The organism is Luteibacter sp. 3190, from assembly GCF_031456385.1.
Taxonomy (GTDB): domain Bacteria; phylum Pseudomonadota; class Gammaproteobacteria; order Xanthomonadales; family Rhodanobacteraceae; genus Luteibacter.
Map to the genome: position 1 here is coordinate 276561 of NZ_JAVDUO010000002.1, position 18939 is coordinate 295499.

At 68.5% G+C, this 18939-nt stretch carries 17 protein-coding genes; 9 read left to right on the plus strand and 8 right to left on the minus strand.

Annotated features, from left to right (window positions below):
• Positions 1-57 precede the first annotated feature (57 nt).
• The 3 genes from J2X58_RS11215 to xth all read right to left on the minus strand — a co-directional run bounded on the left by J2X58_RS11215 (position 58) and on the right by xth (position 4086).
• On the minus strand, positions 58-936 hold the full coding sequence (locus tag J2X58_RS11215; protein ID WP_090056686.1) for an alpha/beta fold hydrolase: 879 nt from the start codon (positions 934-936) through the stop codon (positions 58-60).
• The gene (locus J2X58_RS11220; protein ID WP_090056684.1) at positions 933-3095 is read right to left on the minus strand and encodes an ATP-binding protein; all 2163 of its coding nucleotides are present in this window, start codon (positions 3093-3095) and stop codon (positions 933-935) included. Before J2X58_RS11220 ends, J2X58_RS11215 begins: the two co-directional genes overlap by 4 nt.
• A 124-nt stretch (positions 3096-3219) precedes the next feature.
• Complete coding sequence (gene xth, locus J2X58_RS11225; protein WP_310048250.1) at positions 3220-4086, minus strand: exodeoxyribonuclease III; 867 nt, start codon at positions 4084-4086, stop codon at positions 3220-3222.
• A gap of 473 nt (positions 4087-4559) precedes the next feature.
• Between xth and J2X58_RS11230 the strand changes: the two genes are divergently transcribed.
• Positions 4560-7580 carry a TonB-dependent receptor gene (locus J2X58_RS11230; protein WP_310048252.1) on the plus strand — a complete coding sequence of 1007 codons (3021 nt, stop codon included), beginning with the start codon at positions 4560-4562 and terminating at the stop codon, positions 7578-7580.
• 111 nt (positions 7581-7691) lie between these two features.
• Here the strand turns inward: J2X58_RS11230 and J2X58_RS11235 are convergent, their stop codons facing one another.
• Complete coding sequence (locus tag J2X58_RS11235) at positions 7692-8081, minus strand: hypothetical protein (RefSeq protein WP_310048254.1); 390 nt, start codon at positions 8079-8081, stop codon at positions 7692-7694.
• Between the two features lie 231 nt (positions 8082-8312).
• On the opposite strand from J2X58_RS11235, the gene J2X58_RS11240 reads away from it, so the two are divergent.
• Positions 8313-9089, plus strand: a complete 777-nt coding sequence (locus J2X58_RS11240; RefSeq protein WP_090056675.1) for a ferredoxin--NADP reductase — start codon at positions 8313-8315, stop codon at positions 9087-9089.
• Between the two features lie 5 nt (positions 9090-9094).
• Here the strand turns inward: J2X58_RS11240 and J2X58_RS11245 are convergent, their stop codons facing one another.
• A complete protein-coding gene (locus J2X58_RS11245; RefSeq protein WP_090056673.1) occupies positions 9095-9748 on the minus strand; it encodes a serine/threonine protein kinase in 654 nt (217 codons plus the stop codon).
• A 91-nt stretch (positions 9749-9839) separates the two neighbouring features.
• On the opposite strand from J2X58_RS11245, the gene J2X58_RS11250 reads away from it, so the two are divergent.
• The 3 genes from J2X58_RS11250 to J2X58_RS11260 all read left to right on the plus strand — a co-directional run bounded on the left by J2X58_RS11250 (position 9840) and on the right by J2X58_RS11260 (position 12942).
• Positions 9840-10610, plus strand: coding sequence for a DUF3298 domain-containing protein (locus J2X58_RS11250; protein ID WP_310048257.1), 771 nt, complete (start codon positions 9840-9842; stop codon positions 10608-10610).
• Positions 10610-11092, plus strand: coding sequence for a DUF456 domain-containing protein (locus tag J2X58_RS11255; RefSeq protein ID WP_310048258.1), 483 nt, complete (start codon positions 10610-10612; stop codon positions 11090-11092). Before J2X58_RS11250 ends, J2X58_RS11255 begins: the two co-directional genes overlap by 1 nt.
• 71 nt (positions 11093-11163) lie before the next feature.
• On the plus strand, positions 11164-12942 hold the full coding sequence (locus tag J2X58_RS11260) for a DUF885 domain-containing protein (RefSeq protein ID WP_310048259.1): 1779 nt from the start codon (positions 11164-11166) through the stop codon (positions 12940-12942).
• A 69-nt stretch (positions 12943-13011) separates the two neighbouring features.
• Here the strand turns inward: J2X58_RS11260 and J2X58_RS11265 are convergent, their stop codons facing one another.
• A complete protein-coding gene (locus J2X58_RS11265) occupies positions 13012-13677 on the minus strand; it encodes a hemolysin III family protein (protein WP_310048261.1) in 666 nt (221 codons plus the stop codon).
• A gap of 97 nt (positions 13678-13774) precedes the next feature.
• On the opposite strand from J2X58_RS11265, the gene J2X58_RS11270 reads away from it, so the two are divergent.
• A complete protein-coding gene (locus J2X58_RS11270; RefSeq protein ID WP_175472863.1) occupies positions 13775-14602 on the plus strand; it encodes a universal stress protein in 828 nt (275 codons plus the stop codon).
• Positions 14603-14746: 144 nt separating this feature from the next.
• Positions 14747-15406 carry an energy transducer TonB gene (locus J2X58_RS11275; RefSeq protein ID WP_310048264.1) on the plus strand — a complete coding sequence of 220 codons (660 nt, stop codon included), beginning with the start codon at positions 14747-14749 and terminating at the stop codon, positions 15404-15406.
• Between the two features lie 31 nt (positions 15407-15437).
• Here the strand turns inward: J2X58_RS11275 and J2X58_RS11280 are convergent, their stop codons facing one another.
• Entirely contained in the window at positions 15438-15722 is a 285-nt protein-coding gene (locus tag J2X58_RS11280; RefSeq protein ID WP_310048267.1) for a hypothetical protein, read from the minus strand.
• A gap of 156 nt (positions 15723-15878) precedes the next feature.
• Here J2X58_RS11280 and J2X58_RS11285 point away from each other — a divergent pair, with 156 nt between their 5' ends.
• On the plus strand, positions 15879-16457 hold the full coding sequence (locus J2X58_RS11285) for a cysteine dioxygenase family protein (RefSeq protein ID WP_310048271.1): 579 nt from the start codon (positions 15879-15881) through the stop codon (positions 16455-16457).
• Between the two features lie 46 nt (positions 16458-16503).
• Positions 16504-17886, plus strand: a complete 1383-nt coding sequence (locus J2X58_RS11290) for an FAD/NAD(P)-binding protein (RefSeq protein WP_310048274.1) — start codon at positions 16504-16506, stop codon at positions 17884-17886.
• 21 nt (positions 17887-17907) lie between these two features.
• On the opposite strand, the gene J2X58_RS11295 is transcribed toward J2X58_RS11290, so the two are convergent.
• On the minus strand, positions 17908-18924 hold the full coding sequence (locus J2X58_RS11295) for a zinc-binding alcohol dehydrogenase family protein (RefSeq protein ID WP_310048275.1): 1017 nt from the start codon (positions 18922-18924) through the stop codon (positions 17908-17910).
• Positions 18925-18939: the final 15 nt, after the last annotated feature.

Consider the following 18939-nt stretch of genomic DNA (forward strand, 5'->3'; position numbering starts at 1 on the left):
CCCGTCGATCGTTGCGAAGCGCAAAGATAGCGCGCGCAAGGGTCGTCCGTCGCCGCCTCAGGGCGCTTCGCGCGCGGCGATGCCCATGTCGCGGAGGAACGCCAGCGAATCGGCGAGGACACGACCGGCGGCCGGCGAGCGCTCGGGCGAGGCGAGTACGTGGGCGGCGTGGTCGTAGGCCACCAGCCGACGGCGATCCGCCGCCGTGCCGAGCCAGCCGAACGCGTCGCGCATGGCGGCCACGGAAGTCAGCGTGTCGCGGTCGCCTTCACCGCCGTCCCAGACGCCGAAGAACACGGGACACGTCACGGCCGCGAGGTGCTCGGGCCGCATCCATTCGAGGAACAGCCGTGCGATCGCCCGATAGGCGTCGGAATGGACGATGCTGGACCAGTAGCGGCGCTGGAACGGCGAGCGCTCGCCCGGTGGTTCGACGGGACCTTCGAGGAGCACGGCCGCGCGCAGCTGCGCCGCGTCGTGCACGCGGATGCCGGGCGACCACGCCACGACGGCGGCGACCGCCTCCGGCCGCCGCGCGGCGACGTCGAGCGCCAGCGACGCACCCATGGACGTCGCGACCAGCACGACGCGCTCGCCCAGCGCGAGTCCGATGTCGAGCGCCGCGTCGGCATCGGCACGCCAGCGCTCGGGCGTGATGCCCGCCATCGCGTCCGGAAGGGCGCTGCCGTGTCCCGTCAGCCGGTTGAGGAAGAGATGCGCGTCGCAGGCGTCCGCGATGGCGCGATGCGCCGGCGCGCCTTCCGCCTGGCTCGCCGTGAACCCGTGCAGGTACACCACCGACAAGGGGCGGCGTTCGTGCGGCGCCGCGCCCCGGAAAACGATCCTCGCCTCGTTGTCGGGCTTCAGACCCGGAACGGCGAGCTCGCCGGTGGCGATGCGCGTGGCGAGACCGTCGAGTTCCGTGCGTGCCGTCATGCGTCGACGGCGGACCGGGTGACTTCGCGCTGGCTTTCGACGAACCGGCGCACGGAACGCGTGAGCGCGTCCACTTCAGGCACCGCGGCGCGCATGTCGCCGCCAGCCTCGATGAGCACGCCGATGTCGTCGCAGACGTGCGCTGCGCCGGGAACGCCGAGGTTGCCGAGCACGTTGCGCAGCGAATGCAGCGATTCCGACGCGACCGCCACGTCGTGCGCCAGGGCCGAGGCGCGCAGGCTGGCGAGGTAGTCGTCGGCCGTACGCGCGCACAAGTCGACGAAGCCGACGAATTCCGCGGGGCTCGTCAGGGCGCGCATGTCGTCCAGCGGCGTCTTCGCGTCCCGCTCGTCGCCCGCCTCGGCATTCCCCTGCCAGCGTCGCGCGGCATGGTCGAGGCGGCGCTCGTCGGCGACCGACTCGATGACGTCGAGCAGCCGCTGCGCGGCGATGGGCTTGGTCAGGTAGGCACGCGCACCGGCGCGGAAGGCGATGCGCACCGCATCGTGGCTCGAATCCGCGCTCAGCATCACGATCGGCGGCACGGCCCCGATGCGCCGCGCGCCCTCGATGCGGCCCAGCACGTCCCAGCCCGAGCTGCCGGGCATGTGCAGGTCCATGAAGATGATGTCGAAACGTTCGTCGGCCAGACGGGCGAGGGCTTCGTCGCCGCTCGCGCTGAACACCGCGACGTGGCCGGCGCGTTCGAGGATGCGTCCGACGATCTCGCGATTGGCCGCGTTGTCGTCGACGACGAGGCAACGCTGCGACGCGACGCGCCCGCGATGATCGTCCAGCAGTTCCACGAGCGGCGTATCCGCGACGCTGCGCGCACCGGGCGCTGCGTGGGGAAGCGAGAAGCGCCAGGTGAACACGGAGCCGCCCATCGGGTTGTCCGTGACCTCCAGCGTGCCGCCCATCTGCTCGGACACGTTGCGCACGATGTAGAGGCCCAGCCCCACGCCTTCCTGGCGCCGTCCCTCGCCGGCGCTGAGCTGGTGGAACGGATCGAAGATGCGCTGCTTGTCGTCGTCGGGGATGCCGATGCCGGTGTCGGTGACCGTGCAGACGATCGTCGGATCCCGGCCACCGATGCCCGCGAGCAGTTCGATGCGCACGTCGACCGCGCCGCCGGGCGGCGTGAACTTCACCGCGTTCGAGGCGAGGTTCGACAGCACCTGCTCGATGCGTCCCGGATCGCCGGCGAAGATGCCATCGACGGTCGCGTCGCGCGCCAGGCTGAAAGCGACGCGCTTCTCCGCCGCGAACGAGCGGCACACGGCGCCGACGGTGGCGAGTACTTCGTCGAACGCGAAAGGCTGGTGGCGCAGCGTGAAGCTTCCTCCCGCGAACGATGCCACGTCGAGGACGGCGTTCACCCGGTGCAGCAGCGCGTTCGCATTCGTCGAGAGCAACGCGACCAGACGCCGCTGGTCGTCGGACATCGCCGAGGTGTCGATCAGCGAGGCCGAGTGGATCACCGTGCTGAGCGGCGTGCGCATCTCGTGGCTCATCATCGAGATGAAGCGGTGCTGCGCTTCGCGCGAGGCGATCGCTTCCGCCGACACTTCGCGCAGCGCGTCCATCACGCGGTAGAGCGTCATCGGCAGCACGATCACGAGCGCCAGCGCATACAGCGCATAGGCCGGGCGCGCGATCCAGTAGCCATCGGGTGCGACCACGAGCAGCACGCCCACGGACGCCACCACGCCCGCGATGAACACGCGGCGGCTGTAGCGCACGCCGAGCGCGACCGAAAGGAAGGGCAGCACGGCGGTCAGCGTGATGACCAGCATGAAGCCGACCTTGAGCAGCACCGCGACCATCGCGAAGTTCGCGATGCTGCCGACGGCGTCGATCGCGCTGCTCTGCCTCAGCGAGCCCGCACGGACGCCGAGCATCCAGAACGTGCTGAGGACGAAGAGCGACACGGCCACCGGGACGACGCGGTTCGCTTCGACGGCCATCTTCACGGGGCCATGCAGCCACGCGGCGCTCCACACGACGATGAAGCCGAGGATGACGGTGCGCATCAGCGAGACGTGGTATTCGCGGAAGCTCGCCACGATGCGGTCGATGCGCGGGTTGCGCAGACGCTCGGCGACGTCGCTGAGCATCACTGGCCCGGCGCGCTTGCCGCTACCGCCATCGATCTTCATGCGTGCCTGGTCCGACTCCCCCGATACCCGCCTAGTCTATGAACTCTGCCCGTGCTGGCAAGTGCGGTCGCAGTAAGAACTCGTGCCGAAAACGTTTACTCCGTTGGGACACCTGCCCTGCGGATCAACCGGACGCCTTCCTGGCACGGGTGGATTTCTTCGCCGCGGTCGGCGATTTCGCCACCGCCGCTTTCTTCGTGGCCTTCCGGCGACCCGCCGCCTTGCCAAGGCGCACCCAGGTCGGGGCGTGGTCGCTGGCCTTGGGCTGGTCGCGGACCCAGCGATCCACATCGGCGTCCTCGAGGCGCGCGGCGAGGTCGGGCGAGAGCAGCAGGTGATCGATCCGCAGGCCGCGGTTGCGCGGCCAGTGCTGGCGGAAGTAATCCCAGAACGTGTAGATGCGCTCGTCCGGATGCCTCGCGCGCAGGGCGTCGGTCCAGCCCTGCGCCAGCAGGCGCGCGTACGCGTCGCGGCTTTCGGGTTGCAGGAGCGCGTCACGACGCCAGTGCTTCGGATCGTAGATGTCCTCGTCCGTGGGCACGACGTTGTAGTCACCCGCGAGCACCACGGGGTGGCCGGACGCGATGAGACCCTTCGCGTGCTTGATCAGCCGCTCGAACCAGGCGAGCTTGTAGTCGAACTTCGGTCCCGGCCAGGGATTGCCGTTGGGCAGGTAGAGGCACCCTACCAGCACCCCATGGGCCGCGGCTTCGAGATATCGGCTCTGCGAGTCTTTCGGATCGCCGGGCAGGCCGCGGCGGCTCTCCACCGGATCGACGCCCTTCGCCAGGATCGCCACGCCGTTCCACGACGACTGTCCGGCCCACAGGGCGCCGTAACCCGCGTCGTGGATGGCGTCGATGGGGAAGCCGGCGTCGGTCGCCTTCAGTTCCTGGAGGCAGGCGATGTCCGGCGCCTCGCGTTCCAGCCATTCGAGCAGGTGGGGCAGGCGCGAGCGGATGCCGTTGACGTTGTACGTCGCGATCTTCATGCGGCGACTTTCCGGGAGCGGCGGTCGACGCCCGGTGATGGCGTGAAAACGTAGCGGTGGCCGTTGGCATGACATTTGCCTCGATCTAAACCGACCTGAGATCGCGTCCGCACGAACCCGGCGGGGCATAAATTTTTGCGACCGGAGTGGCCAACGATATGCACGTTTTCGGCAGCCGCATGCCCATGCACGAAAGTCCACAAAAACCCATAGTTACATCGTTTTCTGCTGCGACGCGCCATGCCATTTGGACGGCTGGACGGCCGTTCGCGACACGCAATGTCCTGCTGGACATCCGCGATCCCGTGCTGTAAACCGTTCGTCTTATCCATTTGGATCGTGATAAATGGATGGTGTGGCGATGGAGCGCGGGCGGGGGCATCGAGGCTCCATCGTGTGCTACCGGACGGGGGTCCGGCGCCGCGGCCCCGTACCTTCGTCGTTATTTCGGGGCATTACATTTCGGGGAAGGCATGAACAAGTATTTTCTTCGCAGGAGCGCACTCGCACTGGCGGTCTGTACCTGCCTGGGCGGCGTTTCAGGCGCGTATGCGCAGTCCACTACCGGCGGCCTCAACGGTACCGTGCCGGCCGGCGGCAACCAGACGATCGTCCTCGAAAGCGGCACGGGTTTCCGTCGTGAGGTCGGGGTCGACGCGAACGGGCGTTACAGCGCGACGCAGCTGCCGCTGGGCACGTACAGCGTCACCCTGATGCGCGACGGCGCACCCGTCGATTCGCGCAAGAACGTCACCCTGCGCGTCGGCGCGAGCACCGACGTGTCGTTCGCCGCACCGGCCGCAGCCGGCAACGCGGAAAGCCTTGAAGGCGTGACGGTCACCGGCACCGCGCTTCCCAGCATCGACGTCACCGCGGTCGACTCCCGTACCGTCATCACCTCCGAGCAGCTCGCACGCATGCCGCTGGGCCGTTCCGCCGAAGCCATCGCGCGCCTCGCGCCGGGCGTGGTCAACAACGGCGGCGGCTTCACCAGCGACACCGGCAAGTCGGTCGTCAGCTTCGGCGGCGCCGCGGCGAACGAAAACGCGTATTACATCAACGGCTTCAACACCACCGACCCGCTCAATGCGCTCGGCGGCCTGCAGCTGCCGTATGGCGCGATCGACCAGCAGGAAGTCTATACGGGCGGTTACAGCGCCCAGTACGGGCGTTCCGACGGCGGCGTGATCAGCCAGGTCGGCAAGCGCGGCACCAACCAGTGGCATTACGGCGCCCAGATCATCTGGGAGCCGAACTGGGCCCGCGCCTCCGGTCCGAACCTACATTACGCGAACACTCCCGCGTCCGCCCCGGCCGGCGACCTGTACCAGCCGAAGAGCCAGAACGACAAATGGACGACCACGGTCAGCGCCTACGCGGGCGGCCCGCTGATCAAAGACAAGCTGTTCTTCTTCCTGGCGGGCGAGTTCGAAAAATCGGGCGCGCGTAACGTCAACTCCGTCGGCAGCAGCACGCCCGCCTCGACGAACACGTACGAGAATCCGCGCTGGTACGCCAAGCTCGACTGGAACATCAACGACAGCAACATCCTCGAGGTGACCAGCGTCGGCGACAAGCGCGAGGGTTCGGGGACGCGCTACGGCTACAACTACCGCGACCTCTCCCGCACGGTCCGCCTCGGTGACGTGAACGACACCAAGACCGGCGGCGATCTGTGGATCGGCAAGTACACCAGCTACATCACCGACGACCTGACCGTGAGCGCCACCTACGGCAAGATGTCGACCAAGAACTACGAGCAGCCAACCAACTACGATCCGGATCTCGTCCGCGTCGACAACCCGGTTCGCCAGAACCCGGCGCTCAACGGCGGCACCCCGATCCAGAACAGCCAGGTCGGCAACATCAGCTCGCCGGGCCGTGGCAACAAGTCGACCAACCTGCGCTTCGACGTGCAGTACGTCGCCGGAGACCACACGCTGTCCGCCGGTATCGACAACGTGCGCTCGCGCGTCCTCGACTTCGGCGACGCCAGCCCGGGTCCGGGCTATACCTGGAGCTACGGTCTGTCGGCGGATCCGAACGAGCCGATCGACGATACCCCGGGACGCAACTTCGTCCCGGCGCCGGGCGCCTTCCCCAACGGCCAGCAGGGCTACTGGGTACAGCGCAGCGTCGTGAGCAACCTCGTCAACGTGCGCGCCGACCAGAAGGCGCAGTACATCGAGGACAAGTGGCAGATCAACGATCGCGTGCTGCTCTCCGTGGGTCTGCGTAACGACCAGTTCACCGACTACAACCAGTTCAGCCAGCCGTTCATCAAGCAGACGCGTCCGCAGTGGGCACCACGCCTCGGCGCCTCGTGGGACGTGAATGGCGACGGCAGCTTCAAGGTCTACGCCAACGCGGGCCGTTACTACCTCGGCCTGCCGCTGAACCCGGCCACGGGCGCCGCCGCGGGTTACACCGCGACGCAGCAGTACTTCACGTACTCCGGCATCAACCCGGTGGACGGCACGCCGACGGGCCTCACGCAGTTCAGCAACGTGGTATCGGGCAACAACTCCTACGGCATCCCGCCCGACCCGCGCACGGTCGCCGCGAAGGACCTGAAGTCGGAGAACCAGGACGAGTACATCGTCGGTTTCGACAAGTCGTGGAACGAGAACTGGACCTACGGCGTCAAGCTGACCCAGCGCAAGCTCAATGCGGTCATCGACGACTTCTGCGACCTCGACGTCGTGACGAACAAGGCCACGGCGCTGGGCTATACGGTCGGTTCCACGAACAGCTGCTACCTCGTCAACGGCGGCCATTCGAACAAGTTCACGCTGATCGACCAGGCGGGCAACCCGTTCGTCGTGCCGCTGAGCCGCGAAGAAATGGGCATGCCCCGGACGAAGCGCAAGTACTACAGCGCCGAGTTCTACGCCGAGCACCAGTTCGACGGCACCTGGTACGGCAAGTTCGACTACGTGTTCTCGCGTTCGTACGGCAACACCGAAGGCCAGGCGCGTACCGATACCCGCCAGTCGGGCGCCGCAGGCAGCGTGGATTGGGACAACCGTTACGTGATGGACGGCGCCAATGGTCCGCTGGGCAACGACCACACGCATGTGTTCAAGGCATACGGCTATTGGCAGTTCGCGCCCGAGTGGCAGGTATCCGGCAACCTCCAGGCCATCTCTGGCGCCCCGGAAGTGTGCCTCGGATACTTCGGCCCCGACCAGCAGGATCCCGCGCACTACAACAGCTCCTACCACTGGTGCGACGGCAAGCGTTCGCCGCCGGGCGACAAGGGTCGCCTGCCGTGGACGTTCCAGCTGGATCTCGGCGTGACGTACCGTCCGGAATGGGCGGGCTCGAAGCTCGCGTTCTCCGCGAACGTGTTCAACGTGCTCAACCAGCAGCGCGCGACGTTCCGCTACCCGACCCAGTACGAGTCGCGCGGCACGCCGCACCCGATCTATCGCGTACCGCTCATCACCCAGGACCCGCGTTACGCGCGCCTGGCCGTCAGCTACGACTTCTGAGAACCGACGCTGATCTGAAGATCCCTGTGTGACACTTGCGCCCCTCTCCGTAAGCCGGCTCCTCCCCAGCCGGTTTACGGGGACCGGGCGCTCTTTTTTTTGCCCGGTGTCCTAGCGAACCTCGCCCGAGGCGGCGACGACCATCTCGATGTAGCCCAGGATCTCCTGGATCGGGATCTCGAAGATGCCGGCATCGCCGTTGTCGTACGCCTGGCGCCAGACGGCGTAGCCGTCCTTCCAGCTTTCGTCGCCGTCGGCATCGCCGTCGTGGGCCAGCAGGCTCGCGTCCAGGGTGCCGCGCGAGACGGCGGCGTGATTCATCGCCGGCTGCAGGCCGCCCGGCACGCGGTGGTTGCGCAGCTTCACGCCGAGGATCGAGACATGGAAAACCTCGCCGTCCTCGGGTTCGCGCTCGATCCGGCGAATGGCGACGCGCGACGCCTCCTCGCCCGGGCGGGTGCGATAGGTCCAGGACTGTCCCACGGCATAATCGGGTTTCACCGGTGCTTCCTCCCGCTTCACAAGGCCCCGCATCTTAGTGCAGCCGGGGCCGGCGGGCGCCTGCCGGACGTCCCGGGACGATATGGCTTAAACTTGCGCCCATGAGCGCGCCCTCCGGGGTCCGGCGCTTGCGCGAGGCAGCGCGGCCGGCGGCCGCTTCCCCAGCCATGGCATCCGCCCGCGCACGGCGCTCGCGGCACGTCCCTTATTGTTTCGAGGTTAGATAAGACCATGGTGGCATTGGCGACCGAGCACGTCATCGACGTGCACCACTGGAACGACAGCCTTTTCAGCTTCCGCACCACGCGCGACCCGGGTTTCCGCTTCGAGAGCGGGCATTTCGTGATGATCGGCCTCGAAGTCGACGGGCGCCCGCTGATGCGCGCGTACTCGATCGCGAGCGCCCATTACGAAGAGCACCTGGAATTCTTCAGCATCAAGGTGCAGGACGGCCCGCTCACCTCGCGCCTGCAGCACCTGAAGCCGGGCGATCCCGTCATCGTCAGCCGCAAGCCGACCGGCACGCTGGTGCTCAACGACCTGAAGCCGGGCAAGCGCCTGTACCTGTTCGGTACCGGCACGGGACTCGCGCCTTTCCTGTCGATCATCCGCGACCCGGACACCTACGAGCGCTTCGACCGGATCGTCCTCGCGCACGGCGTCCGCCACGTGGACGACCTCGCGTATTCCGACTACATCGAGAACGAGCTGCCGAAGCACGAATACCTGGGCGACCTGGTGCGCGAGAAGCTCATCTACTACCCCACGGTGACGCGCGAGCCGTTCCGCAACCGCGGCCGCATCACCGACGCCATCGCCGACGGCGAACTGGCACGGGCGACGGGCCTGCCGCAGCTGAATCCGGCCGAGGACCGCGTGATGCTCTGCGGCAGCCCGTCGATGCTGGAAGACATCTGCGTCCTGCTGGACGGCGAGGGCTTCGAAGCGTCGCCGCGCACGCGCGAGCCGGGCGATTACGTGATCGAGCGGGCGTTCGTCGAGAAGTAACCGCCTCACTCCTTGCGGACGCGGCCCTGCCCTTCGTTGTCCCAGTAGCCGAAGATCCGTCGCGCGATCAGCTTGTACAGGCGCTTTCCCGTCGCCCGCCACAGCCGCGAATGCGGCGCCGGACGGGCGAGGATCGCGCGCTGCCGCGACGACAGGGCCTCCGGCGCGTACGTCCGCTTGTGCTTGAGCAGATGGCGGAGGTCCTCGCGCGCCAGCAGGCGGAACAGCGTGCCGCGCCGTCCGCGCGTCCAGGCGATCTGGAAATCGACGAGGCCCGGCGAGCCGTCCTCGCGCACCAGCCAGTTGGGTTCCTTGGCGAGATCGTTGTGCACGATGCCGCGCCGATGGAGCCGTGCGAGCAGCCGCAGGGCATCCCTGTAATAGGCCTCGTCGAGCGGTTTGCCGACCTGCATCGGCTGACCGGCCATGTAGCTGCGCTCGAGCACGCGACCGTCCCAGGCGAGCAGGCGAGGCACGCCGTCGAGACCGTCGAGCCGGGACAGCGCCCGCGCCTCGCGCGCGGCGGCACGGCGCGCGAACCAGCGCGCCCACCAGCGGGCGGCGGCGATGTCGCGGCGGATCAGCAGCACGCCGTCGCGCTCGACGCGTTCGATGCGCCCGAGTTCGTCGGCCTTGAGCAGGGTGACGGATTCCGTCATCGCGTTATGCACGCCTTTCCTTCGGTTCGTTGACGCGCCCTCCGCGACGGGAAAGGCTAAGATGCCCGTTCTCGCAGGGAGATAACGCAAGATGCTGGTGCGACACATCCTGTCGCTGGTCTTCGCCACGGCCGGGCTCGTCGCCTGCCGCGATGGCGCCGACCGCGCGAACGACGGGGACAAGCCGCCGCCGGCACGGGCGAGCGCCGCCAAGGATACCGAATCCGGCGACGATGGCCTCTACACGATGGAACTGTCGCTGCCCGAACTCCCGCCGCGCGCGGCGCCGTTGCGCGACCTGATCGACCGCTACGTGGAACGGCAGAAGCGCGACTTCCTGGCCAGTCTCGGCACGCCCGCCGCCCGCGCGAGGGCGCGCGAACTGCCCTGGGACCTCAACCTGGACATCGCGGTGGCCTCGCGCACGGACCGCTTCATCAACGTGCAGGTCGACGGGTCGGCCTTCACGGGCGGTGCCCATCCCGCGCCCATCGTCGACAGCTTCACCTACGACATGGAACAAGGGCGCGTGGTCGGCATCGGCGAGCTGTTCGCCGATCCGCATGCCGCCGAAAGCGCCTTCGCGGCCGAGGCGCGGCGCCAGCTCTTCACCGCGCTCGACGACCAGGACACGCCGCTGGCTTCCGACAGCGAGCAGATCGACCTGGGTACCGAACCCGGCAAGGGCCACTACCGGGTGTTCAGCCTGCTCACGGGCCCGGACAACAAGGTGCACGGCCTCACCTTCATCTTTCCGCCGTACCAGGTGGCGTCGTATGCCGCGGGTCCCCAGGCGATCGACGTACCGAGCGAGGCCTTCGCGTCGTTCCTGAAGCCGGAATACCGCGAGGCGTTCCACTGATGGAGTTCTTCCTCTACCTGCTCTCGGCCGCGCTGATCGTCGGCGGCTTGGCGGGCGCGATCCTGCCGGTGCTGCCGGGCATCCCCATGATCTTCGGCGGCATCTGGCTCGCCGCCGCCGTCGACGAATACCGCCACCTCGGCTGGGCCTGGCTCGTCGCGATCGGCATCGTCGCCGCGGCCGGCATCGCGCTCGATTTCGTTTCGGCCTCCATCGGCGCCAAGAAGATCGGCGCGAGTCCGCGCGCACTTTGGGGCGCGGGCGTCGGCACCGTGATCGGCATGTTCTTCGGCATCCCGGGCCTCGTCATCGGGCCTTTCGCCGGCGCCGTGGCGGGCGAGTTGTGGTCGGGCGAGAGCGTGCTGCGATCGGCGCACGTCGGCGTCAGCACGTGGATCGGCATGCTCGTGGGCATCCTCGCCAAGGTCGTGATCTCGTTCCTGATGATCGGCATGGCGGGGCTCGCGCTGCTGTTCGCCTGACCCGACCATTGGTCACATTGGCGGGAGCGCCCTCACCCGCTAGTCTCGCCTGACCATATGGGGAGACACGCATGTTCCGACGAATCGCCCTCGCCGCCGCCGTGACGCTCGCGGTGGGCAGCCTCCACGCGCAGACCGCCGCGCAGCCCGCCTGGATCGCACGCAGCAATGCCGACGCGCAGCCGCTGCTCGACATGACCGCGAAGTTCAGCCCGGAATCCGCCACCGAGATCGGCGTGAAGGGGTACGACGAGAAGACGGCCGACCTCGGCCCCGACACCGACAAGCGCCAGCGCGCCGCGCTCGTGCAGGTGCGCGAGACGGTGAACAAGCGTCTCGCCGAAGAAAAGGATCCGAACGTGAAGCAGGATCTTCAGATCCTGCTCAAGCAGATCGACGGCAGCATCAAGGGCATCGATCTCAACGCGAAGTACCTGCTGCCCTGGTACGACGCCGGCGAGATCGTCTTCGGCGGCGAGTTCTCGCTGCTCAACGCCGAAAGCACGCCGGAACAGAACAAAGCGGCCCTCGGGCGCCTCAAGTGCTACGTGGGCATGACCGCGGGCTGCACGCCCCTGGTCGATCAGGCACGTGCGCGCACGACGGAAAAGCTCGACGACAAGAGCCTCCTCGGCCCGGTCAAGGCGGACGTCGAGCAGAAGCTCGGCAACACGCAGCGCTACGTCGACGGCATTCGCAAGCTGTTCGCCGAGCACAAGATCGCCGGCGCCGACGAGGCGATGGCGAAGCTCGACCAGCAACTGAAGGATTACAACGCCTGGGTGAAGAAGACCGTGCTGCCGCGCGCGCGCACCGACTTCCGCCTCCCGGAACCGATGTACGCGTACAACCTCGAACAGGTCGGCCTCGACATCGCGCCGCGCGACCTGATCGATCGCGCCGAACTCGAGTTCATGGAGACGACCTACGCGCTGCAGATGCTCGCCCCGGTGGTCGCGAAGGCCGAAGGCCTCCCGGACGGCGACTACCGCGACGTCCTGAAGGCGCTGAAGAAGAAGCAGCTGGCGAAGGACAAGGTCGAACCGACGTACCACGAGGTGATCGTCAGGATCGAGGACATCATCCGCAAGCAGCGTGTCGTGGAACTGCCGAAGCGCAAGATGGCGATGCGCCTGGCCTCGGAAGCGGAGAACGCGCGCACGCCGGCCCCGCACATGGACCCGCCGCCGTTCATCGGCAACACGGGCCAGCGCGGCACCTTCGTGCTGACCACGGGCAACCCGCCCGCGGATGGCGACAAGACGCAGACGTACGACGACTTCACCTTCGAGGCCGCCGCATGGACGCTCACCGCGCACGAAGGCCGACCGGGCCATGAGCTACAGTTCGCCGCGATGGTGGAGCAAGGCGTCTCGCTCACGCGCAGCCTGTTCGCCTTCAACAGCGTGAACGTCGAAGGGTGGGCACTCTACGCGGAGGCCGAAATGGTTCCGTACGAGCCGCCCGCGGGCCAGTTCATCGCGCTGCAGTTCCGCCTGCTGCGCGCGGCCCGCGCGTTCCTCGATCCCATGCTCAATCTCGGCATGATCACCCGCGATCGCGCGCACGACATCCTCGTGCACGACGTCGGGCTGTCCGAGCCGATGGCGCGCCAGGAGCTCGACCGTTACACCCTGAACTCGCCGGGCCAGGCCACCGCGTATTTCTACGGCTACCTGCGCATCCTGCAGCTGCGCGCCGAGACGCAGACGAAGCTCGGTCCGAAGTTCGACCGCAAGGCGTTCAACGATTTCCTGATCAGCCAGGGCCTGCTGCCGCCCGACCTGCTGGCGGAAGCGGTGCGTACGCGGTTCGTGCCGGAGCAGGAGAAGAAGATCTCGGCGCGCTGATCAGGCGCGGGTCACGGATGCGGCCGGCTCCCACCCTGGCGAAGGTGGGAGCCGATCGTATCGGCGATGTCAGGCGCCCTGCGCGCCGGGAATCACGTAGAGCAACACCGCGAGGTAATGCAGCACGCTGCCCGCGAGCACGAAGAAGTGCCAGATCGCGTGGTGGTACGGCAGGCGTCGCGCCATGTAGAACGGCACGCCCGCGGTGTACGCCACGCCGCCGCCGAACAGCAGGAGCAGGCCGCCCGTGGGCACGTTGTCGCGCAACGGCTCGATGGCCACCACGGCCACCCAGCCCATCGCCACGTACATCGCCACGGCCGCCTTGCGATAGCGCTTGAGCAGGCCGAGCTCGGCCGCGCTGCCGACGATCGCGAGCGTCCAGATCGTCGCGAACAGGCCCCAGCCCCACGCGCCCGGCAGCGCGAGCAACGTGAACGGCGTATACGTGCCGGCGATGAGCAGGAAGATGGCGATGTGATCGAGCGTCCGGAGGACGCGTTTCGCCATGACGCCGGGAATCGAGTGGTACAGCGTCGACGCCGTGTACAGCAGGATGAGCGTGGTGCCGAAGACGGAGCTCGCCACCACCGCGCGCGCGCCGCCGTACATCGCCGAAAACGCGACGAGTACCGCCAGGCCCGCGATGCTGAGCACGAGGCCGATCCCGTGGATGACGCTGCTGGCGACTTCTTCGCCCAGGGGATAACGCGGCTGCGTGCTGTCGATGACCATGACTGCTCCGGAATTCGGGTACGGGGACCGGTCGAGGGTAACCGAACCGGTGCGGCGACACATTGACCGCGGCACGCCGACGTTGTTCCATGGACCCATGACACTCGAACTGCTCGTGCACATCGGCCGTCTGCCGCCCCAGGGCGCGGGCCTTCGCGCCGCGCTCGCCATGGCGTCGCGCCTCGGCGCACGCCTCGACGCGATGCATGTCGTCGACCTGCCGGCCGCGGCCTTCACCGTTCCCGAGGCGGTGCCGATGCAGCTCGATGCGGTGCGCCAGCGATCGACGGATGCCAGAGCCGTCGCCGGCGACTGGGCGGAACTGCTCGCCTCGCGCGGCCTTCGCGGCAACTGGCGCGTCGGCAACGGCGACACCGTGACGCTGCTCGCGCACGCATCGGCGGGCTACGATCTCGTGGTGATGGAGCGCTCGTCGACCATGCGCGGCGACGCACCCGTGGGTTTCGGCGTGGTGTCCCGCACGGTCTTCGCGTCGAGCCGCGGCGTGCTGGTGGTGCCGGAGGCGGCGACGGTCGACACGCTGGGCGAGCACGTCCTCGTGGCCTGGAGCGGAAGCCGCGAGTCGGCGCTCGCCGTTCGCTCGTCGCTGCCGATGCTGCGCAAGGCCTCGCGGGTCACCGTGATCGACGGCAGCGTCGACGAGGACATCGGTACCTGCGCGCTGCCCGATACCAACATCTGCGGCTGGCTCGATACCCACGGCGTGAAGGCCGAGGTGCGACGTCTCGACGAGGCGTCGCGCGCCTCCCCGGGGCCGGCGCTGCTCGACATCGCGCATGCCGAAAACGCGGACCTCATCGTCATGGGCGCCTGGGGCCGGTCGCGGCTCTCCGAAATGGTGCTGGGCGGGACCACGCGATTCCTCTTCATGCAGTCCGACGTGCCGATGCTCGTCGCGCACTGACCGTCTGGCCGTCCATACGGCCCTATTGCAAGTTCCCGCGACCGCCGCCTAATCTGCAACCGGACCCGAACACGATCCCCGCCGGCCCCACCGGCCGTGTTCCCGACCGCGCATCACCTTCCCCCACGTTGCAGGAGGTGGCCCATGTCGTTCGCTCGTCCGCAGTCCCCCGCCGGAGTCCATCCGGATACCGTCCGCATCGTCGCGATGAGCGCGGCGATCGCCCTCAACGCCGCCGCCCTCATCGCCGTCATGCGCCCGATGGTGGCCACGCTGTCGCTCGATCCACCGCCGGCGCCGACCATCCGCCTCATCGATCATCCGGTCGAGCCCGTCGTCGTGCCGCCGCCTCCCATCGACCTGAAGCCGCTGCCGGTGAAACGGGCGCCCGCCCGGGCACAGCCCAGGGCCGTCGACGCACCGCCACCGGTGTCACCGGCCGCGACGACCGATGAAGGCACGACGCCCGCGCCGCCGGTCACGCCCGTGACGATCGCCCCGGCCAGCCAGCCCACCGCGCCGGTCGAGGCGACGCTGGCTTACGTCGCCGCGCCCGCACCCGCGTATCCGCGCATCGCGAAGGCCTCGCGCATGCAGGGCACGGTCACGCTACGCGTGCTGGTGGACGAGACGGGCAAGCCCCTGGACGTGCTGATCGAAACGAGCAGCGGACACGCGGTGCTCGACAAGGCGGCCCGCGACCAGGTGCTCGCGGCATGGCGGTTCCGGCCGGCGACCGCGAACGGCCAGGCGGTCAAGGCGTGGGCCCGGATCCCGGTGAGTTTCGACTTGCGGGATATCTGAACGCGGGTCGCCGGAACGGTCGTGCCGCGGCTCAGCGCGGCACGACCACCACGTCGGGTTTGCGCGTGGCCCGGGCGATGGCCCAGACGACGATCGCGAGCAGGGCGACAGGCAGCAACACGGGAAGGAGCGCCAGCACCACCACGGGTGCGATGGCGAGCATGGCCACGCCGCCGATGACGGCACCGAGGACGGCGCCAACGATGCTGAAGATGCCACCGATGATGCCGAAGGCCAGCTTCAGGACCGCGCCGAGCAGCGCGAACGCGACCCAGAAGCCGATGGCGAGGACGACGAGCGAGGTGAGGACGATCATGGTCAGGTACTCCGGTCCGGTGTGACCGTCTCCGGGACGGTCGCCAGCTTGGATGCGGCTCCGCGCGAAACGGTTTAAGAGGCCGGGGTTACGGCGCCTTAACGGTCCCCATGGTCCACTCGCGGCCAGTAGAGTCATTAGCAGGGCCGCCCTTCCATGGGTAAGCGTACTTCCATCATCAGGACCTTGCGGGACATCGCGTTCGATCTATCGGACGCCCCGCACCCGGACCTCGCCTCCATGGGGCGCGAGGTAGGTCGCGTGCTGCACGGGCGAACGGCCGAATTGGCCGAGATGCTCGGGCCGCTGCGCGAACGCCGCCGCGGATTCGAGCGCTGGATGCTCGCGGAACGCTCGCGGCCGCCCGTGAGCGTGCTGGTCATGGCGTGGCCGCCGGGCTATTCGACGCCGGTGCACGATCACGGCGGACTCTGGGGCCTCGAGGCCACCATCGCGGGCGCGCTGGAAGTCGAGTCGTTCGAAAAGGACGATATCGACCACAGCCTGCGCAGCACCGGTCGCACGTGGCTGGGCCCGGGCGATGCCACGTGGTTCGACGCGTCGGAATCGCATACCCATCGCTGCCGCAATTTGTCGCGGCACGAGACCGCGCTCACGCTTCACGTGTACGGTGGCGATCTGGCACAGTACCTCGCGTATGAGCAGCCCGGTCCGTCGGAACACTGGATCGCACGACCGCGGCAATCGATCATCGCGGGACGCCTGACGGCCTGACGGTCTCACGGCCCTCCACCCCACGCCCAGGGCGAAGGACCAACGCATGTTTCATAAGGTCGCCATCATCGGCGGTGGCGCGGCAGCGGCGACGCTGGTGAGCGAACTCCTCGAGCGAGGCACGAAGCCCCCGCTCCATCTCGACTGGTATGCGGGCGCCCCGGAGCCGGGGCGCGGCATCGCCTACGGCACGCCCTCGGGCGAGCACCTGCTCAACGTCCGCGCGGCGTCGATGGGCATGTTCGTGAGCAAGCCCGGTGGATTCCTCGAATACGCGCAGGAACGCGACCCGTCGGTCAAAGGATCCGACTTCCTGCCGCGTCGCCTGTACGGCGATTTCCTGCAGTCCCGCGTGGCGCAGGCGATCCGCAACGCGCCCGCGCTCGGCCACGACATCAACATCCTCCCGTTGTCCGCGGAGTCGCTCGTGCCCTCCTCCGACGGCGTGACGATCGGCTACGGCGACAACGAAGCGCGCGCCGACGCGGCCGTGCTCGCGATCGGCTCGCTGCCGCCGCGCCCGCTGCCGGGCGTGGAGGACGCCGCGATCGCGAGTGGCCGCTACGTGGTGGATCCGTGGCCGTTCCTCGCCGGCGCCGTCGACGACGACCGTCCGTTGCGCGTGTTGGTGATCGGCCTCGGCCTCACCGCCGTCGACGTGCTGCTCGAACTCTCCAGGCGCTGGCCGAACGCGCGTTTCGACGCGCTTTCGCGCCACGGCAAACTTCCCGAGCCGCATCTCGCCGCCGCCTCCGCGCCGGCCGACGACGGCGGCGAACTCGTCGATGCGATGCGCGACGATCCGAACGTGCGCGCCTGGTTGCGCCGCCTGCGCGATGCCACGGCACACGCCGACGACTGGCGCACCGTGATCGACGGCCTGCGACCGCACACGCAGGCGCTGTGGCGCGACCTTCCGCGCGGCGAGCGCGCCCGCTTCCTGCGCCATGCGCGCTGGGCGTGGGAGCGCGCGCGCCACCGGATGCCGCCGCAGGTCGCGGCGAAGATCGCGTCGCTGGAAAAGGCAGGCCGCCTCACGCGCGACCGTGGCCGCATGCGCTCGGTGCATCTCACGCCGGACGGCGTCCTCGACGTCACGCGCGGCGTGCCCGGTGGTGGCGACGTCGTGCAGTCCTACGATGTGGTCATCCAGACCGTGGGACTGAACACGGACACGCAGCGCACGGAACATCCGTTGATCCGGCAGCTCGTTCTCGGCGGGCACGTGGCGCCGGAGGCCGAAGGCCTGGGCCTCATGGCCGAGACGGACGGGCGGCTGCACGACGCGTCCGGCAAGCCGCGCGCCAACGTGTTCGCGATCGGCAGCCTGCTTCGCGGCACGTTGTGGGAATCCACCGCGATTCCGGAAATCCGCAAGCAGGCGCAGGCGCTCGCCAACCTGCTGCTCTCAACCGACAAGCGGCGCTGATTCCAGCGCCGCTTCCCGTCGTCAGGCGAAGCCTTCCAGCACCACCTTGCCGATCGTCCGGCCGCTTTCGAGCAGCTGGTGCGCGCGACGCAGGTTGGCGGCGTCGATGATTCCGAGGTTCTCGCGCATCGTCGTGCGGATGGCGCCGGCGTCGACCAGGTTCGCCACCTCGTCGAGGATGCGGCCCTGCTCGCCCATGTCGTCGGTGTGGAAGAGCGACCGCGTGTACATCAGCTCCCAGTGCAGCGAGAGACTCTTGCGCTTGAGCAGGCGGATGTCCGGCGCCTCGGCCGGATCGTCGATCAGGCCGATCTTCCCGAAGGGCTTGAGCAGCTCGACGAGCGCGGCGAAGTGCTCGGTCGTGTGCGTGAGCGACAGCACGTAGTCGACGCCGGCCGGCGCGACCGCCTTCACCTGTTCCACCAGCGGCTTCGCGTGGTCCACGACGTGGTGCGCCCCCATCGCTTCCACCCATGCGCGAGTCTCCGGGCGCGACGCGGTGCCGATGACGGTGAGGCCCGTGAGCCGCCGCGCGAGCTGGACGGCGATGGAACCGACGCCACCGGCCGCCCCGACGACCAGCAGCGTCGCCGGCCTGCCCTGCGTACCGTGCGGGATGCCCATGCGCTCGAACATCAGTTCCCAGGCCGTGATCGCGGTGAGCGGAAGCGCCGCCGCCTCCGCCATCGTCAACGTCGACGGCTTGCGGCCGACGAGGCGCTCGTCGACGGCATGCCGCTCACTGTCGCCCCCCGGCCGCTCGAGTTCCCCGGCATACCAGACCGCGTCGCTGGCCTTGAACCGCGTCACCTCCGCGCCGACGGCCACCACGGTACCGGCCACGTCCCAGCCCAATACGGTGTCGACGCCTTTCGGGTCGGCGTTGCGACGCCGCTTCGTGTCGATCGGATTCACGGACACCGCGTCGACCTTGACGAGCAGGTCGCGCGGGCCCGGCAGCGGCTCGGGCAGTTCGGCGTCGACGAGGCTGCGCGGATCGTCCGCGGGCAGCGGCTGGCGATAGATGACGGCTTTCATGTTCGATCGGTCTCC

What these genes read in the sequence shown, in the direction of transcription:
- J2X58_RS11215 (WP_090056686.1), bottom strand. Translation starts at nt 936, where the DNA reads ATGACGGCACGCACGGAACTCGACGGTCTCGCCACGCGCATCGCCACC.
- J2X58_RS11220 (WP_090056684.1), bottom strand. Translation starts at nt 3,095, where the DNA reads ATGAAGATCGATGGCGGTAGCGGCAAGCGCGCCGGGCCAGTGATGCTC.
- xth (WP_310048250.1), bottom strand. Translation starts at nt 4,086, where the DNA reads ATGAAGATCGCGACGTACAACGTCAACGGCATCCGCTCGCGCCTGCCC.
- J2X58_RS11230 (WP_310048252.1), top strand. Translation starts at nt 4,560, where the DNA reads ATGAACAAGTATTTTCTTCGCAGGAGCGCACTCGCACTGGCGGTCTGT.
- J2X58_RS11240 (WP_090056675.1), top strand. Translation starts at nt 8,313, where the DNA reads ATGGTGGCATTGGCGACCGAGCACGTCATCGACGTGCACCACTGGAAC.
- J2X58_RS11245 (WP_090056673.1), bottom strand. Translation starts at nt 9,748, where the DNA reads ATGACGGAATCCGTCACCCTGCTCAAGGCCGACGAACTCGGGCGCATC.
- J2X58_RS11250 (WP_310048257.1), top strand. Translation starts at nt 9,840, where the DNA reads ATGCTGGTGCGACACATCCTGTCGCTGGTCTTCGCCACGGCCGGGCTC.
- J2X58_RS11255 (WP_310048258.1), top strand. Translation starts at nt 10,610, where the DNA reads ATGGAGTTCTTCCTCTACCTGCTCTCGGCCGCGCTGATCGTCGGCGGC.
- J2X58_RS11260 (WP_310048259.1), top strand. Translation starts at nt 11,164, where the DNA reads ATGTTCCGACGAATCGCCCTCGCCGCCGCCGTGACGCTCGCGGTGGGC.
- J2X58_RS11265 (WP_310048261.1), bottom strand. Translation starts at nt 13,677, where the DNA reads ATGGTCATCGACAGCACGCAGCCGCGTTATCCCCTGGGCGAAGAAGTC.
- J2X58_RS11270 (WP_175472863.1), top strand. Translation starts at nt 13,775, where the DNA reads ATGACACTCGAACTGCTCGTGCACATCGGCCGTCTGCCGCCCCAGGGC.
- J2X58_RS11275 (WP_310048264.1), top strand. Translation starts at nt 14,747, where the DNA reads ATGTCGTTCGCTCGTCCGCAGTCCCCCGCCGGAGTCCATCCGGATACC.
- J2X58_RS11280 (WP_310048267.1), bottom strand. Translation starts at nt 15,722, where the DNA reads ATGATCGTCCTCACCTCGCTCGTCGTCCTCGCCATCGGCTTCTGGGTC.
- J2X58_RS11285 (WP_310048271.1), top strand. Translation starts at nt 15,879, where the DNA reads ATGGGTAAGCGTACTTCCATCATCAGGACCTTGCGGGACATCGCGTTC.
- J2X58_RS11290 (WP_310048274.1), top strand. Translation starts at nt 16,504, where the DNA reads ATGTTTCATAAGGTCGCCATCATCGGCGGTGGCGCGGCAGCGGCGACG.
- J2X58_RS11295 (WP_310048275.1), bottom strand. Translation starts at nt 18,924, where the DNA reads ATGAAAGCCGTCATCTATCGCCAGCCGCTGCCCGCGGACGATCCGCGC.